Source organism: Candidatus Eisenbacteria bacterium, from assembly GCA_005893305.1.
Classification (GTDB): Bacteria; Eisenbacteria; RBG-16-71-46; order SZUA-252; family SZUA-252; genus WS-9.
Genome location: VBOZ01000021.1, coordinates 1 through 16288 on the forward strand (window position 1 = coordinate 1; position 16288 = coordinate 16288).

16 protein-coding genes are annotated in these 16288 nt (G+C 67.5%); all 16 read left to right on the forward strand.

The features are described 5' to 3' along the window. Window positions 1-195: 195 nt before the first annotated feature. The 16 genes from E6K79_07620 to E6K79_07695 all read left to right on the forward strand — a co-directional run bounded on the left by E6K79_07620 (window position 196) and on the right by E6K79_07695 (window position 16185). Window positions 196-1089 carry a YicC family protein gene (locus E6K79_07620; protein ID TMQ64416.1) on the forward strand — a complete coding sequence of 298 codons (894 nt, stop codon included), beginning with the start codon at window positions 196-198 and terminating at the stop codon, window positions 1087-1089. Window positions 1090-1099: 10 nt separating this feature from the next. Then, window positions 1100-1693, forward strand: a complete 594-nt coding sequence (locus E6K79_07625) for a guanylate kinase (protein ID TMQ64428.1) — start codon at window positions 1100-1102, stop codon at window positions 1691-1693. A gap of 19 nt (window positions 1694-1712) precedes the next feature. Then, on the forward strand, window positions 1713-1952 hold the full coding sequence (gene rpoZ, locus E6K79_07630; protein TMQ64417.1) for a DNA-directed RNA polymerase subunit omega: 240 nt from the start codon (window positions 1713-1715) through the stop codon (window positions 1950-1952). Between the two features lie 6 nt (window positions 1953-1958). Beyond that, window positions 1959-3305 (forward strand): bifunctional phosphopantothenoylcysteine decarboxylase/phosphopantothenate synthase, encoded by a 1347-nt coding sequence (locus E6K79_07635; protein ID TMQ64418.1) that lies wholly within the window; start codon window positions 1959-1961, stop codon window positions 3303-3305. A 100-nt stretch (window positions 3306-3405) separates the two neighbouring features. Next, window positions 3406-4107 carry a uracil-DNA glycosylase gene (locus E6K79_07640; protein TMQ64429.1) on the forward strand — a complete coding sequence of 234 codons (702 nt, stop codon included), beginning with the start codon at window positions 3406-3408 and terminating at the stop codon, window positions 4105-4107. A 41-nt stretch (window positions 4108-4148) separates the two neighbouring features. Continuing rightward, a complete protein-coding gene (gene dnaB / locus E6K79_07645; protein TMQ64430.1) occupies window positions 4149-5528 on the forward strand; it encodes a replicative DNA helicase in 1380 nt (459 codons plus the stop codon). A gap of 33 nt (window positions 5529-5561) precedes the next feature. Continuing rightward, complete coding sequence (locus E6K79_07650; GenBank protein ID TMQ64431.1) at window positions 5562-6359, forward strand: ABC transporter permease; 798 nt, start codon at window positions 5562-5564, stop codon at window positions 6357-6359. After that, a complete protein-coding gene (locus E6K79_07655; protein ID TMQ64419.1) occupies window positions 6352-7110 on the forward strand; it encodes an ATP-binding cassette domain-containing protein in 759 nt (252 codons plus the stop codon). Before E6K79_07650 ends, E6K79_07655 begins: the two co-directional genes overlap by 8 nt. An 11-nt stretch (window positions 7111-7121) precedes the next feature. Further along, on the forward strand, window positions 7122-8021 hold the full coding sequence (locus E6K79_07660) for an MCE family protein (protein TMQ64420.1): 900 nt from the start codon (window positions 7122-7124) through the stop codon (window positions 8019-8021). A 5-nt stretch (window positions 8022-8026) separates the two neighbouring features. After that, entirely contained in the window at window positions 8027-9433 is a 1407-nt protein-coding gene (radA, locus tag E6K79_07665) for a DNA repair protein RadA (GenBank protein ID TMQ64421.1), read from the forward strand. Further along, window positions 9430-10149 (forward strand): 2-C-methyl-D-erythritol 4-phosphate cytidylyltransferase, encoded by a 720-nt coding sequence (gene ispD / locus E6K79_07670; GenBank protein ID TMQ64422.1) that lies wholly within the window; start codon window positions 9430-9432, stop codon window positions 10147-10149. The genes radA and ispD overlap by 4 nt, the downstream gene beginning before the upstream one ends. Next, window positions 10146-10649 carry a 2-C-methyl-D-erythritol 2,4-cyclodiphosphate synthase gene (locus tag E6K79_07675; GenBank protein ID TMQ64423.1) on the forward strand — a complete coding sequence of 168 codons (504 nt, stop codon included), beginning with the start codon at window positions 10146-10148 and terminating at the stop codon, window positions 10647-10649. The genes ispD and E6K79_07675 overlap by 4 nt, the downstream gene beginning before the upstream one ends. Then, on the forward strand, window positions 10646-11692 hold the full coding sequence (locus tag E6K79_07680; protein ID TMQ64424.1) for a D-alanine--D-alanine ligase: 1047 nt from the start codon (window positions 10646-10648) through the stop codon (window positions 11690-11692). The genes E6K79_07675 and E6K79_07680 overlap by 4 nt, the downstream gene beginning before the upstream one ends. Before the next feature lie 4 nt (window positions 11693-11696). Next, complete coding sequence (locus E6K79_07685; GenBank protein TMQ64425.1) at window positions 11697-12578, forward strand: mechanosensitive ion channel; 882 nt, start codon at window positions 11697-11699, stop codon at window positions 12576-12578. Further along, window positions 12575-14029 (forward strand): cysteine--tRNA ligase, encoded by a 1455-nt coding sequence (locus E6K79_07690; protein ID TMQ64426.1) that lies wholly within the window; start codon window positions 12575-12577, stop codon window positions 14027-14029. The genes E6K79_07685 and E6K79_07690 overlap by 4 nt, the downstream gene beginning before the upstream one ends. Window positions 14030-14058: 29 nt before the next feature. Beyond that, entirely contained in the window at window positions 14059-16185 is a 2127-nt protein-coding gene (locus E6K79_07695; protein ID TMQ64427.1) for a cell wall metabolism sensor histidine kinase WalK, read from the forward strand. The last annotated feature ends 103 nt before the right edge of the window (window positions 16186-16288 follow it).

Below are 16288 nucleotides of genomic sequence, written 5' to 3' on the forward strand. Positions count from 1 at the left end.
CCATCGCGGCATTGCTGCTCGCGATCGCCGCGTGGAGCTTCCGGGCCGCCATGGGTCGGCACAAGATCCTTACTGCTGCAATGTTCGAGGGTTAGGAGCGTAGCGGCCAGCTCCACCTTTCTCGCCCCGGTGCGTTGACGCCCACTCCCAGCCGGGTTAAAGTACGCGTTCACCCCCAGGGAGCATTCGAAAGCAATCATGGTCCGAAGCATGACGGGTTACGGCCGGGGAGAGGCCGTGGTTGACGGCCTCCGCCTCGCGGCCGAAGTCCGATCCGTAAACCATAGATTTACAGAGCTTTCGGCCCGGTTGCCGCGGGAACTGGCGGCCTACGAGGCTGAGGCTCGGAAGATCATCCAGGACCGGACGAACCGGGGCAAGATCAGCCTGGTCGTGAACTGGGGCACCGACGGCGAAGAGGGGCGGGAACCGACCGGCAAGCTCACGCTCGACGAGCGGGTCGCGGACCGGTATTTCGAGCTCCTCCAGTCGGTGAAGAAGAAATACAAGCTGAGCGGCGATGTCGACCTCGGGACGTTCGCATCCCTTCCGAGCGTGTTCGTCTGGGAAGGGGAAGGGCGCGACCCCGACTTCTATCTCGGGCTGCTGCGGCAGGTCGTCTCGGCGGCGACCGACGACTTGATCCGGATGAAGGAGACCGAGGGGGCCGCCCTCAAGCGCGACCTCGAGGCACGGGTCGAGGGAATCCGGAGTCGCGTTTCCAAGATCCGCGAGCGCGCGCCGCAAAAGGTGCGCGAGACGGCGGAGAAGCTCCGCGAGCGGGTCCGGGTCCTTCTCGACGGAGGAGATCTTCCGGAAGAGCGGATCGCGCAGGAAGTCGCGCTCCTCTCCGACCGCCTCGACTCGACGGAGGAGTGCGTACGGCTCGAGGCCCACTGCGATCACTTTCGCAAGTTCCTCGAGGAGGAATCGACGCCCGGGAGGAAGCTCAACTTCCTTCTGCAAGAGATGAACCGCGAGATCAATACGATCGGCTCCAAGGCCAACGACGTGTCGATCGTGGAGCAGGTGGTCGAAGTCAAAGAAGAACTTGAGCGGATCCGCGAGCAAGTCCAGAACATCGAGTGATCCCGGTCTGATCGGCACCGAGTACCGGCGCTTCGTCGTCGTGATCTCGGGCCCGTCGGGCGCGGGGAAGAGCTCCTTCGTGAAGGAGCTGCTCCGGCGCTATCCGTCGGACCTCGTCTACTCGGTGTCGGCGACCACGCGGACGCGACGGCCCCACGAAGAGGAGGGTCGCGACTACTTCTATCTCTCGCGGGACGAGTTTCGCCGCAGGGTCGATGCCAACGAGTTCGTGGAGTGGGCCGAGGTGCACGGGGAGTGGTACGGCACGCTTCGGAGCCAGACCGAGCGGATCTTGGCGTCCGGGAGGAACGTGCTCCTCGACATCGATGTGCAGGGCGGCCGGTCCGTGCGGAAAATATACCCGAACGGAGTGTTCATCTTCGTCCTGCCGCCGTCGCTGGCGGACCTGGAGGAGCGGCTGCGGGCGAGGGGGACCGACAGCGAGGAGCGAATTCGCCTGAGGCTGGAGAACGCGCGCCGCGAGGTCGAGCTGATACGCGAGTACGACTACGCGGTCGTGAATGATGATCTGGAAGCCGCGACGCGGAAGGTAGCCGCCATCATCGAGGCGGAGGCCTGCCGGGCGTCGCGACGAGTGAGCTAGACCCAGTAAGGAGGAGTTCGTGGACGAGAAGGCAGGCGTGCTTCGATCGAGCAACATTCCCAGCAAATACGAGCTGATCATCGTCGCGGCCAAAGAGGCGCGGCGCTTGAATGAGCTGTCCCGCGTTACGGGCCTCAACCTGGGCGGAAAAGTCACGAACGTCGCCCTCGAGGAGGCCTTGAAGGGCAACGTCCTCTACCGCTACCGGGAGAACCCCGATGACGTCGTGGTCGAGCCGGTGGTGGAGGCGGAGGAGTAGGCCCCAATGACGGAGCGGCGATCCCTCAGCGGCGCCCGCGTTCTGCTCGGGATCACGGGAGGCATCGCCGCGTACAAAACGCCGGAGCTGGTCCGCTCTCTCGGGCGGGAGGGGGCGCGCGTCTCGGTCATCCTGACGAAGAGCGCGCGGCGTTTCGTGACGAAGGATGCACTCCGCTCCGTGACCCATGGGCCGGTTCTCACCGATCTGTTCGAGCGTGACGCGCTGGGTACGGGCCCCTGGTTCGAGGGTGCTCCACCCTCCTCGCTCGGCATGGCCCACATCGGTTTGGCGCGCGAGGCCGACCTTGTGTTGGTCGCCCCGACAACCGCGAACGCCATCGGAAAGCTGGCCCACGGGCTGGCCGACGACCTCCTCTCCACCGCCCTCCTCGCTACACGCTCGACGGTGCTCCTGGCGCCCGCGATGAACGTGGCCATGTGGGAGCACGCGGCGGTTCAGGAAAACGTGGCCGCGCTGCGCGCTCGCGGTGTCCACTTCGTCGGCCCAGATGATGGTGAGCTGGCGGACGGTGAGGTCGGAATGGGCAGGATGGCCACGATAGAGGCGATTGTGGCAGCGTGTGGGAACGCGCTGGGCGCGGCAAAGTCGAACCTCCAGGAGCTGGGTTCTCGCCCGCGCTCCGCGCGGGCCGCGGAGGCTCCCTACGGTTCGACTTTGCCGCCCTCGACCAACGGGCTTCCCCTACGCGGACGGACAATCGTCGTTACCGCGGGCGGCACCGAGGAACCCATCGATCCTGTTCGTGTCATCACCAATCGGTCGAGCGGGAAAATGGGGTTCGCGATCGCGGAGCAGGCGCGGGATCTTGGCGCCACGGTGCGCCTCATCACCGCCCGCACATCGGCGCCGGCTCCGGCGGGAGTGGAGCGCTCCGAGGCCGCGACGGCGACCGACATGTCCGACGCTGTGATCAAGGCCATGAAGGATGCCGACGCGCTGATTATGGCGGCAGCCGTCAGCGACTTCACGCCCGCGAAGAAGAGCGGGAAGAAGATGCCCCGGTCGGGCTCCGGCCTGGCGTTGGAGCTGAAGGCGACGCCGGACATATTAATGCGGGTTCGAGCGCGCTACCCCAAGAAGCATCTCGTGGGGTTCGCCCTCGAGACCGAGGATGAGCTGCGTCACGGGAAAGAGAAGCGGAAGAAGAAGGGGCTCGACCTGATCGCGGTCAACAATCCGCTCAAGCCGGGGTCCGCGTTCGGATCGGATCAGAATGACGTGACACTCGTCGACGCGGCCGGGCGCGTGGAAGCGCTCGGGCTCCGTCCCAAGACCGAGATCGCTCGCGCGATCCTGCTCCGCGTGGCGAAGGCACTCGACAAGAACTGAGGGAACGCCGGTGGATGAGGGGCGGGGAGAGCTGGCCGGGATTGCCCGGGAGGCGCGGGTGCTGCTCGAGAGGGAGCGTGCCCGCGGAAGAACGCGCCTCGTGCTCGGGGACGCGGGCGCTTCCGATGTCCCGGGACCCTCGACCACAGAGGTGCTGGCGCTCCCCGGGTTCGAGAGCGCTGTCCCCACGAGCCCGGCCGCCCTTCCGATCGCTCAGCCGCTCGCGCCGCGCACCGACCTTCCCCAAGACCTCCCATCCCTCGCCACGCTGGTCTCCACCTGCCGCAAGTGCGGTCTCTGCGAGACGCGCACCCAGACCGTGTTTGCGGACGGGGCGCCCACGGCGCGGCTTCTCCTCGTCGGGGAAGCGCCGGGTCGGGACGAGGACGCGCAGGGAATCCCCTTCGTCGGCCGCGCCGGGCAGCTCCTCAACAAGATGCTCGCGGCGATCGACTTGAAGCGCGAAGACGTGTACATCTGCAACGTGCTCAAGTGCCGGCCGCCCGAGAACCGCACGCCTCTGCCCGAGGAAGTGGAGCGCTGCCTCCCCTACCTGGAGCAGCAGATCGCGCTGATCCGACCCTCCTTGATCTGCGCGCTCGGCCTCTCCGCGGCGCAGGCGCTCCTGCGCACGAAATCTTCCATGACCTCGATGCGCGGCCGCGTCTTCGAATTCCGCGGCGTCCGGCTGATCCCGACCTACCACCCGGCCGCGCTGCTCCGAAACCCCGCGCTGAAGCGCGACGCGTGGGCGGACCTCCAGCAAGTGCGGGAGCTGCTCCGCTCCGGGGGCAACGCGTGAGGCCGGCCCGAAGCCGCGACGCGCGCGGCGATGTCCGTCCGATGACCGGCGAGTCGGAGGCCGAGTACGACGCCGCCCGCCTCCCGCCCCAGGCGCTCGACGCCGAACGGTCGGTGCTCGGATCGATGCTCCTCTCCCGCGACGCGATCGCGTCCGCGATTCAGAACCTGGATGAGCATGCCTTCTATCGCGAGGCCCATCGGAAGATCTGGAGGGCCATCCTCGAGCTCTTCGACCGCAGCGAGGCGGTCGACATGGTGACGCTGGTGGAGGCGCTGAACCGCCGGAAGGAGCTGGAAGCGGTCGGGGGCGTGACGTACCTGACGACGCTGGATCAGTTCGTGGCGACGGCCGGCAATATCGATCACTACTGCAAGATCGTCCGAGAGAAATCGATCCTGCGCCGGCTGATCGAGGTGGGTACGGGAATCGTCGGCGAGGCGTATGAGGGACGCGAGGATCCCTCGAACCTCCTCGACCGCGCGGAGCAGTCGATCTTCGCGATCTCCGACGAACGGCTCCGCACCGGGTTCCTGCCGATGCGCCAGCTGGTGCTCCAGGGCTATTCGGCCATCGAGGAATACCGGCAGCGGAAGGTCCACGTCACCGGCGTTCCTTCGGGATTTTACGACCTCGACGAGATGACCGCCGGATTCCAGAAGTCCGATTTCGTCGTGATCGCGGGCCGGCCCTCGATGGGCAAGACCGCGTTGGCGATGAACATCGCGGAGAACGTCGCGGTGCGGATCAAGGCGAAGGATCGGAGGACCGTCGCGGTCTTCAGCCTGGAGATGTCCCGCGAGTCGCTGGTCCAGAGGATGCTCTGCTCCCTCGCGAAGGTCGACATCCACAAGATCCGCCGCGGCTACGCGAGCGCGGAGGAGTACAAGCGGTTGCAGAACGCGGCCGCGGAGCTGCACGAGGCGTCGATCTACATCGACGATACCGCGGCGATCGGGATCCTCGAGATGCGCGCGAAGGCCCGGCGCCTCGTGTCCGAGGTGCCGCTCGGCCTGATCCTCGTGGACTATCTCCAGCTCATCCGGGGGCCGCAGGATTCGGAGAACCGCCAGCAGGAGATCTCGAGCATTTCCCGGTCGCTCAAAGCGCTGGCCAAGGAGCTTCAGGTCCCCGTCATCGCGCTCTCCCAGCTATCCCGCGCGGTGGAGACCCGGGGCGGAAGCAAGCGCCCCATGCTCTCCGACCTCCGCGAATCGGGAGCGATCGAGCAGGACGCGGACGTCGTCCTCTTCGTCTATCGCCCCGAGGTCTATGAGAGCGACCCGGCGAAGATGGACGGCAAGGCGGAGATCATCATCGCCAAGCAGCGAAACGGCCCCACCGGAAGCGTCGACCTCGCCTTCATCCGCGAGTGCACCCGCTTCGAGTCGCTGCGGGACGTCCCGGAGCCCCGGCCCTAGGATCCGGTGAACGAGACCGAAGGCGAGACCCCGATCGAGGCCGCAGTCGAGGCCGCGGTCTCCTGGCCCAAGCGCTCCACCCTCGCGTGGCTGGAGAACGTGGGCGAGGTCTTCATCCTTCTCGGGAGCACTCTTCGCGAGCTGCCCTCCGGCGCGCGCAAGATCGGCCTCGTCGTGACCCAGATGGAGGCGCTCGGCATCGGCTCGATGCCGCTCACCGTGGTCGTCGCGCTCTTCACCGGCGCCGTCGCGGCGGTCCAAGCGTCCTACCAATTCCGCGACTACGTCCCGATGATCTATCTGGGGACGGTCATCGGGAAGTCGGTGCTGATCGAGCTCGGGCCGGTCCTCACCGCGCTTGTCGTCGGCGGGCGCGTGAGCGCCGCCATCGCGGCGGAGCTGGGCACCATGCGCGTGACGGAGCAGGTCGACGCGATGGAGACGCTCGGGATAAGCCCGATCCGCTATCTCGTGGTGCCCCGATTCCTGGCGACGGTCATCATGCTGCCCATCCTGACGATCTTCGCCGACGTCGTCGCGATCCTGGGAGGCTACCTGGTCGCTACGCTCACCCTCGATGTCAGCAGCCATACCTTCACGAGCGGCCTCCGGCTCTATTTCAAGGTCCAGGACATCTTCTCGGGGCTGATCAAGGCGTTCTTCTTCGGCATGATCATCGCGACCATGGGGTGCCACTACGGGCTCCGGAGCGAGGGCGGAGCCGAGGGCGTCGGGGAAGCGACCACGCGCGCGGTCGTGGCCTCCTGCCTCCTGATCCTGGTCGTGGACTATCTGCTCGCATCCTTTCTCTTTAGGGTGCTTTTTGCCTGAGCCGGCGATCCGGTTCGACGGGGTACGGAAGCGTCTCGGAACGAAAGATGTGCTCCGAGGTGTCGATCTTTCCGTACCGAGGGGCGAGTGCCTGGTCGTTATCGGGAGGAGCGGCAGCGGTAAGTCGGTGCTCCTCAAGCACGTAATCGGGCTCCTCCTCCCCGACGACGGGATCGTGCTGGTGAACGGGGTGGACGTGGCTTCGCTCGACGAGGCCGAGCTTCTCGGGCTTCGGGAGGATATGGGGATGCTCTTCCAGTCCGGGGCGCTCTTCGATTCGATGACCGTGGGGGAGAACGTGGGACTAGCGCTCCGGGAACATACGCCGCTCGGGGAGCCCCAGATCGAGATGATCGTGGGGGAGAAGCTTGCCCTCGTCGGCCTCAAGGGGACCGAAGACCTCCGACCCTCCAGTCTGAGCGGGGGGATGAAGAAGCGGGCGGCACTGGCCCGGGCGCTCGCGATGAACCCCAAGATCATGCTCTACGATGAGCCGACCACCGGCCTCGATCCGATCACGGCCGACGTCATCAACCGCCTGATCCGCCGCCTTCAAGAGAGGCTCGGGATGACCTCGATCGTGGTGACCCATGACATGCGAAGCGCGTACCACGTGGCGGACCACATCGCGATGCTGCACGAAGGTCGCATCCACGCGATCGGGACGCCCGCTGAAATCCAGGCGACCCGCGATCCCGTGGTGCGTCAGTTCATCGAGGGGACCTCGGAAGGCCCCCTCCTTCCCACCTAAGAGGATCCGGGATGAATCGGACATCGCGTCGCGCCGCGATCCAGGTAGGGTTCGCCGGACTCCTCGCCATCGTGCTCCTCTTCGTCGGGATCGCGTGGGTGAAGGAGTACCGCCTCGGAAAGCAGAAGACCTACTTCAGCGCGCGCTTCGAGGAGGTGGGAAGCCTCGCGGTGGGGGATCCGGTCGCCGTGCGCGGCGTCAAGAAGGGTGTTGTGACCAAGATCACCCTCGAGGATCAGGGAGTGCGCGTGGAGTTCGAGGTCGACAAGAGCGTGACGCTCCACCCGGACGTCGAGCTTCGCGTCGCGAACATCGGGTTCATGGGCGAGAAGTTTCTCGCGCTGGAGCCCGGAAAGGCGGCGGGCCAATTCGACCGGAACAAGCCGATCCCGGGCCGTTTCCAGTCCGGCGTGCCGGAGGTGATCTCCGGGGCGGGGGACCTCCTCATCGAGGCCACCGAGCTCTCCTCGCGGCTGAACGTGATGCTGGACGCGCTCGACCCCGCGACCGTGGAGCGCGCGTCGAAGAACATCGAGCGGGCCACCGCGAGCCTGACCGCGACCCTGGACCAGAATCGGGCGGACCTGCGCCAGGCGGTCGTCGATTTCCGGGACGCCGCGCGGGAGCTCAAGCAGATGGCGACGACCAACTCCGAGGGTGTCACGACGTCGGTCCGCGATTTCGGAACGGCTTCGAAGAAGCTGGCCGCGCTCTCCGATCAGCTCTCCACCACCTCGGTGGCTCTCGATCGGGTCGTGGGACGGCTGGACCGCGGCGAAGGCTCGCTCGGAAAGGCCATGACCGATTCGACGCTCTATGACGAGCTCCGCCAAACCCTCAAGAACACGAACCAGCTCGTGAAGGACATTCAGAAAAACCCAAAGAGATACCTCAAGCTCAGCGTATTCTAGTCGCCATGACTCGAAGGCAGGCATCTCAGGGCGCGGCCCGCGAGGCGAAGACCGTGTTCCTCTGCGCCGAGTGCGGGAACGAAAGCCCCAAGTGGTTCGGCCGCTGCCCGCACTGCGGCGCGTGGAACAGCGCCCGCGAAGGCCCCGGCCGGCGCGAGGCCACGACGCCCCGCGCCGGGTACGGCTCCGCGTCCGCGACTCCCGCCACGCAGCGCTTCGAGGAGATCGAAGGGCGCGCGGAGGATCGCTGGCGCTCCGGAATCGGCGAGCTCGACCGGGTTCTGGGAGGAGGGCTGGTGCCCGGCTCCCTGGTCCTGATCGGAGGCGACCCGGGCATCGGAAAGTCGACGCTCGCGCTCCAGCTGGCCGGCGCGCTCGGCCGCGCGGGGAGATCGGTCCTCTACGTATCGGGCGAGGAATCGCCGCGGCAGACGAAGATGCGCGCCGAACGGCTCGCCATGCGAAAGGGCGAGGCCGAGCTCTGGATCCAGGCCGAGATCGATCTCGACGCCATCGCGTCCGAGGTGACCCGGCTCCACCCCGCGCTCCTCGTCATCGACTCCATTCAAACCCTCTATGTCTCGTCCCTCGACGCGGCGCCTGGGAGCGTCTCCCAAGTGCGCGAATGCGGGCTTCGGCTCCTCCGCCTCGCGAAGGAGAGCGGGATGCCGGTGCTTCTGATCGGGCACGTCACCAAGGACGGCTCGGTCGCGGGGCCGCGCACCCTCGAGCACATGGTGGACGCGGTGATCTACCTCGAAGGCGATCGCCACCACGAGTACCGCATCCTGAGCGCGGCCAAGAACCGCTTCGGCTCGACCCACGAGATCGGCGTCTTCGAGATGCGGGGGGACGGGCTCGCCGAGGTGGAGAATCCTTCCGAGCGCCTCCTGCGCGACCGCGGCGAATCGGTGCCGGGCTCCGCCGTCGTGGCGTCGATCGAGGGCTCTCGGCCGCTTCTATCGGAGGTTCAGGCGCTCGTCGCGCCGACCCATTACGCGAACCCACAGCGCGTGGCGCAGGGAATCGATCCCCGGCGCCTCGCCGTCGTGATCGCGGTCCTCGACAAGCGCGCCGGGACGTCCCTCGCGGGGGCCGATGTCTTCGTGAACGTCGCGGGAGGAATCCGCCTCGAGGAGCCCGCGGCTGACCTCGGCATCGCCTTGGCTCTCGCCTCGAGCTTCCGCGACCGTCCCCTTCCGCCCGACCTGGTGGCGATCGGAGAGGTGGGCCTGGGAGGGGAGCTCCGCCCCGTGCCGCAGATCGAGCGGCGTCTCGCCGAGGCGCGGCGGCTCGGATTCCGCTCGGCGATCGTGCCGCGGCGCTCGGCGCCCGCCGGAGAGAAGGGAATTCTTTCCGCGGCGACGCTCGCCGAGGCGATCGAGCGCGCTCTCGGCTCCGGCGCCGCGTGAGCGACCGCGCCACGACCCCCCCCGACCTCGCGGTCATCCTCGCCGGGGCGGGCGAGGGGCGGCGGATGGAAGGACGCGGCCCCAAGGCGCTCCTCGAGGTCGGCGGCAGCACGCTCCTCGAGAGGGTGGCTTCGACCTTCCTGACGCACCCCGCGGTCGGCGAGATCGTGGCGGTCGTTCCCGAGCGCCTCGTCGCGGAAGCCCGATCGCGGCTCGACGCGCTGGCCAATCCCCGCGGGGCGCGCGTCACGGCGATCGCCGGCGGGGCGACGCGCCAGGAATCGGTTCGTCTCGGAATGGGCGCGCTCCAGCGGTCCCTCTCCTACATCGCGGTCCACGACGTGGCGCGTGCGCTGGTCGACGGCGATTTGATCTCGCGCGTGCTCGAGGCGGCGCGCGAGACGGGCGCCGCGATTCCGGCGCTCCCGCTCCGCGACACCGTGAAGGAGGTCGATCGCGGGCGGATCGTCCGCACCATTCCACGCGACCGGCTGCAGGGGGCGCAGACGCCGCAGATTTTCGCGCGTGATATACTCGCGCGCGCGCACGCGCGCCCCGACGCGACAGACGCGGGCGCGACCGACGACGCCGGGCTCGTCGAGGCGGCCGGCCTCGCGGTCGCCGTCGTTCCGGGCGATCCCTCGAACTTGAAACTGACGGAGCCGTCCGACGTGATCGCGATCGAGTCGCATCTTCGCGCCGGAGGAGCCTCATGACGGAGAGCCCCGGGCGCGGACTTCGCGTCGGCATCGGCTACGACATCCACAGGCTCGCGCGCGGGCTTCCTCTTGTTCTTGGAGGCGTGGCGCTGGCGCACGATCGCGGCCCCGACGCCCACTCGGACGGGGATGTCCTAGCCCACGCCATCGGGGACGCGCTCCTGGGCGGAATGGGCCTGGGCGATCTCGGCGCGCACTTTCCGGACACGGATGCGCGCTGGCGGGGCGCCTCGAGCCTTTCGATCCTCGAGGCGATCCGCGAGATGATTCGCGGGCGCGGGGCGCGTCTCGTGAACGTCGACGCGACGCTCATCGCCGAGGCTCCGCGCGTCGGCCCGCACGTCGCGGCGATGAAGGAGAATCTTGGACGCGCCCTCGGGGTCGAGCCCGAGCGGATCTCGGTCAAGGCGACGACCAACGAGCGGCTCGGTGCGATCGGCCGCGAGGAGGGGATCGCCGCGATGGCCGTCGCCCTCATGGAGGTGAGCGAGGCGTGAAGATCATCGTCGTGATGGGAGGGTTGAGCTCCGAGCGGGAAGTTTCGCTGCGGAGCGGCGCGGGCGTGGCGCGGGCGCTCGCGGAGCTGGGGCACGACCCGATCCTGCTCGACACCGGCACGGGGAAGCTCCTCCGGGACGCGGACCAGGCGATGGCCCTCGGGACGAAGCCGCCCGCGGCGCCCGCCTTGGGCGGCACCCTCCCCGCGGTGCGGGCCCAGGAAGGCCTCGAATCGTACGTCCGCTCGATTCCGCGCGGGGCGGACCTGGTCTTCGTGGCCCTCCACGGTGGAGACGGCGAGAACGGAACGCTCCAGGCGCTCCTCGATCTCGCCGGGATCCCCTATACCGGCTCGGGCGTGCTCGCCTCGGCGCTCGCGATGGACAAGGCGATGTCGAAGCGAATTTTCCGCGTCGAGGGAATCCCGACCCCGGAATGGGTCGAGCTATGGGCGCCCGAGGATCCGTCCGCGAAGTGGAACCCGGAGATCTCCAAGGAGGACCTGAAGCGGCTCGGCGGATTTCCGGTGATCGTCAAGCCGAACGAGGAAGGCTCGAGCGTCGGGATCACGGTGGCCAAGAGCGCCTCGGAGCTTCTCCCGGCGATCCAGGAGGCGCGGCGCTACGGCCGGCTGGTCCTGATCGAATCGTTCATCGAAGGGCGTGAGCTCACGGTCGGCTTGATCGAGGATCGGGCGTTCCCGGTGGTCGAGATCATTCCCGAAGCGGGCTGGTACGACTATGCGCACAAGTACACTGCGGGCGCGAGCCGCTACGAGGTGCCCGCCTCGATCCCGCCCGAGATGAGCGAGCGGCTTCTCGCGCTCAGCATCAAGGCGTGCCGCGCACTCCGCTGCCGCGGCGTGGCCCGTGTCGATTTCCGCCTCGGGGAGGACGGGGTGCCGCAGTGCCTCGAGGTGAATACCGTCCCCGGCCTCACCGAGCTGAGCCTGGTCCCCAAGGCCGCCGCAGCCGCGGGCTTGAGCTACACGGACCTGATCCGCGCCGTCGTCGACGCCGCCCCGGTCCGGGTCGGCCGCTGAGGTCATGAACCCGCTCCTCACGACCCAGGAACAGGCCTTCAGCATCGCCACGCTCGCGGTCCGGCTCGGCCTGGTCGCGCTGGCGACCTTCGTATCCGTGCGCATCACCTATCTGCTCATCGGGAGAATCGAGCACGCCATCCGCGACGAGGCGCGAGGCGCCGAGGCGGCGCGCGAGAAGCGCGCCAAGACGATCGGCAGCGTTCTCCGCAGCGTCTCCCGCGGCCTCATCATCCTGATCGGCGTCCTCATGGCGGTGCACGAGCTGGGGCTCGACATCACCCCGGCTCTCGCCGCGGCCGGCGGGTTCGGAGTCGCGGCCGGGCTGGGCGCCCAATCCCTCATCAAGGATTGGATCGCGGGATTCTTCTTCATCCAAGACAACCAATTCGCGGTCGGGGACGTCATCCGCGTCGCCGGGGTCTCCGGCACCGTCGAGATGCTCACCCTGCGGCACACCGAGCTTCGCGACTCGGAGGGATTCATCCATTTCATCCCCAACGGCGACATCAAGGTGGTGACGAACCTCACGAAGAGCTGGTCGACGCCGCTCGTGCGGATTCCGATCAGCCTCGTCGAGGATCCCGACCGGGTCATCGCCGTCATCGAAGCGATGCTGGCCAATTTCCGGGAGAGTCCGCGCATGAAGGGCCACCTCCTGGAAGGCCCGCGGATTCTCGGGATCGACGACGTGAGCACGGGCCAGTTCTCGTTGCTTCTCCAGGCGAAGACGGTGCCCGAGCAGCGGCTCTTCGTGGCGCGCGCGCTCCGGCTCGCGATTCTCGAGCGCCTCCGCGCCGAGGGGATCTCGCTCCACACCGCCGCGGGCACCGAGGGCACTCCACCCGCCCCACCGGCTCCGGCCCCTGAGGACGAGGGGCGATGAGCCTCCGCGCGTACGACATGGGGCGCCGCGCCAAGGTTCCGTTCGAGCCGGTCCGGCCCGGCCACGCCGGGATGTACGTCTGCGGGATGACCGTACAGGACAAGCCGCACGTCGGGCACATGCGCTACGCCGTTTCGGGCGACGCGATGCGCCGCGTGCTCGAATGGAAGGGCTACCAGGTCACCTACGTCACGAACTTCACCGACATCGACGATCGGATCATCGCGCGGGGGAGCGAGGAGGGAATCCCCTTCCAGCAGGTCTCGCAGCGGAACATCGACGCGTTCCTCCGTTATTCCAAGCTTCTCAACATCAAGCCCGCGACCCACTATCCGCGCGCGACCGAGCATGTGCCGGAAATCCTCGAGCTGATCCAGCTCTTGATCCAGAAGGGCTACGCCTACGCGTCCGGTGGGGACGTTTACTTCGAGGTCCGCAAGTACCCGCGCTACGGCGAGCTCTCGGGGCAGAACGTCGACGAGATGCGGACAGGCGTGCGCATCGAGGTGGGGGAATCGAAGCGCGACCCGCTCGACTTCACCCTGTGGAAGGGCGCGAAGCCGGGCGAGCCATCCTGGCCGAGTCCCTGGGGACCGGGGAGGCCGGGGTGGCACATCGAGTGCTCGGCGATGGCGATGAAGTATCTGGGCGAGACCTTCGATTTCCACGGCGGCGGGCAGGATCTGCTCTTCCCGCATCACGAGAACGAGAAGGCGCAGTCGGAGGCCGCGACCGGAAAGACATTTGCGCGGCACTGGGTGGAGAACGGGCTCGTGAATCTCGAAGGGGAGAAGATGTCGAAGTCTACGAAGCACTTCTTCTCGATCGAGGACGTGGCGGCGCGCGTCGAGCCGGAGGTGATCCGCTTCTACCTCCAGTCGACCCACTATCGAAGCCCGATCGAGTGGAACGAAACGCGCCTCAAGGAGGCCGGGGTCGCGTACGCCCGGCTCCGGGAGGCTCTGGCCAAGGCCGGCGTGGGAGAGACGGAACCGGCGGGCGCAGGGGCGGCAGGCTCGGGCCCCGGCGCGCCGAAGGCAAATCGCGGCGCGTCATCCCTCGCCTCCGAGATCGCCGAGTTGGCGAGTCAGTTCGACGAGGCGGTCGAGGACGACTTCAACACCGCGAAAGCGCAGGGGCATCTTTTCGAGATGGCAAAGGCGATCAATCGGATCGCCGACTCGGCCGATGCTCCGGCCGCGGAGCGCGCCGCGCTTCCCGCGGCAGGGCAAACGCTCCGGCAGCTCGGCCTAGTAGTCGGGCTATTCTGGGGCGACGCCTCCCCCGAAGAGGAGGTCCCGGAAGAGGTGCAAACCCTTGTGCGAGCACGAGATGAGTCTAGGATGCAGAAGAAGTGGAAACGAGCCGATGAACTGAGGGACGAAATATTGGCGCTGGGCTACGTCCTCGAAGACTCGAAGGGGGGGACGCGCGCGCGGCGTAAAGCCTAAACAGTGATGGAGTTTCATACCTCCGGCCCATGTCCTTCTTTCAAGGTGCACGCTCGCTCAAGGCCGAGCTCCAAATACTCTTCCTCGCTGTAGGAAGCGCGTTTCTTGTTCTCGCCACCATCCTCCTATTCCAAAACGGGCAAGCCGCGCTCCGCCGCCAGATCCTGAGCACGGCCACGACCGCCGCCGAAACCGCCGCGTCGCTCATCGCCGTCGAGGATCACGAGCTGATCCGCACGCCCGCGGACATGAACACGCCTGGATTCCGGACGATCGTCACCAACCTCGGGGCGCTCCGCCGCGCGAGCCCCTCGATCTACCACCTCTTCACGCTCGCGCCGATGGGCCAGCTCGGCTCGTGGGGCGTCGTCGTCGACATGGGCGGCTCCGCTCCGGTCACCGATGAGGTCGAGCTCCGGCGCGGCCGCATCCCGATCGGTTCTCCGCCTCCATCGAGCGTGCCGCCTCAACTGATCGGCCGCGGAATGTCCGGAACGAACGCCGAGATCCTCGACATCACCCGTCCGGACCGCGCGCGTGTCGTCGCGGTCTCGCCGATCCGCACCGTCGGCGGGAGGTCGGTCGGTCTGGTCGTCGTGGAGCTGAGCGCGGCCTCGCTCATCTCGGAAGCAAGGCTCCTCTGGTACGTGTCGGTCGGCATCTTCCTCCTCGGGCTCGTGGCGAGCGTTTTGGCGAGCACGTTCGTCTCCCGCTGGGTGACGCGACCGATCGAGGATCTGCTCCGCGCGGTCCAGGGGATCGCGAAGGGAAACCTGAGTACCCGCGTCGCGAGCGACCGGCGGAAGAACGAGATCGGCTCGCTCGCCGCGGCCTTCAACCACATGGCCCAGAGCCTCGAAATGTCCCAGGCCAAGAACGACGCCCAGCGGGCCCGTCTTCACGAGCTGCACCGGCTCGGCTCGGACGCGGCCTCGACGCTGGACCTGAGGCGAATGCTCGAGATCTCGGCCACCGGCCTCCGCGTCATCTGCGGCGGCACCGAGGCGATCGTAGGCTCCGGAGACCGGCGGAACGAGTCGATCCAGCTCTGGGCCCGGCTGGGCCCGGGGGAAGTCGACCTGTCTTCCTGGGAAACCCCGCTCGAGGCGATCTCGCGGGTCCTGGGAAGCGAGACGCGGCTCCTCACGCGCGCGGAATTCGCGATGGCCGGGCTCGGCTTCCTCGAATCGCGCCCCGGTGAATACGCTCTCACCTCACCCCTGCGCGTGAGCGATGAGACTCTCGGAGTCCTCATCGCGATGGGAGACCGCGGCGAATTCCACGACGACGCGGTCTCGCTTGCCTCGCTCTTCGCCGCCCAGGTGTCCGCCGCGGTGAGCAACGCGCGCCATTTCGAGCAGGTCAAGGCGCTGGACCGGTCGAAGAGCGAATTCCTCTCGATCGCCTCGCACGAAGTCCGGACGCCCCTGACGGTCATGAAGAGCTCGCTCGAGCTACTCGTGGGCAGCTCGCAATTCACCTACACGAGCGATCAGCGCCAGCTCATCGCGTTCTGCCAGGAGTCGGTCGAGCGGCTCATCGGTCTCGTCAAGGACATCCTCGACGTGTCGCGAATCGAGGCGGGCGTTCTGTCGATGCAGATCGCGGCTGTTTCCCTCAACGAGCTGATCGAGAAGTGCCTCTTCTGGGTGCCCCAGCTCCCCGGCGGTCAGGGGATCCAGGTGGAGGCCCGTCTCCCCAGGGTGCCGGCGATTGTCGCCGCGGACCCGAATCGAATCGCGCAGGTGCTCGACAACCTGATCTCGAACGCCCTCAAGTTCTCGAAGCCGGACGGAAAGATATCGATCGAGGTCCACGAGCACGAGCGCGAGTACGAGGTGATCGTCGGCGACCAGGGCAAGGGGATCGGGCCGGACGATCTCGATCGGATCTTCGGCAAGTTCTTCCAGGTCGAGGAAGCCGCGACGCGGGAGCAGGGCGGCACCGGGCTCGGCCTCGCGATCTGCAAAGGCATCATCGAAGCGCATCGAGGAAAGATCTGGGCGGAAAGCGAGCTGGGAGTCGGCAGCCGCTTCCACTTCACGCTCGCCCGCGTGCTCGACACCCCGATCGGCGATCAGGGCGACGGGCACATCTCCGTCTCCTCACTACTTTCCGCGCTCCGCCCCGAGAGTCCCAGCTCCACACGCTCCTAACGTTTGACCCGGCGGCTTGGCACCCGTACACTGCGCCGCAGCGGATTGGGCGGCCGCCGCCTCGCGTGGATCTTCGCCCAGCAAGCTGGCGTAGCTCAATGGT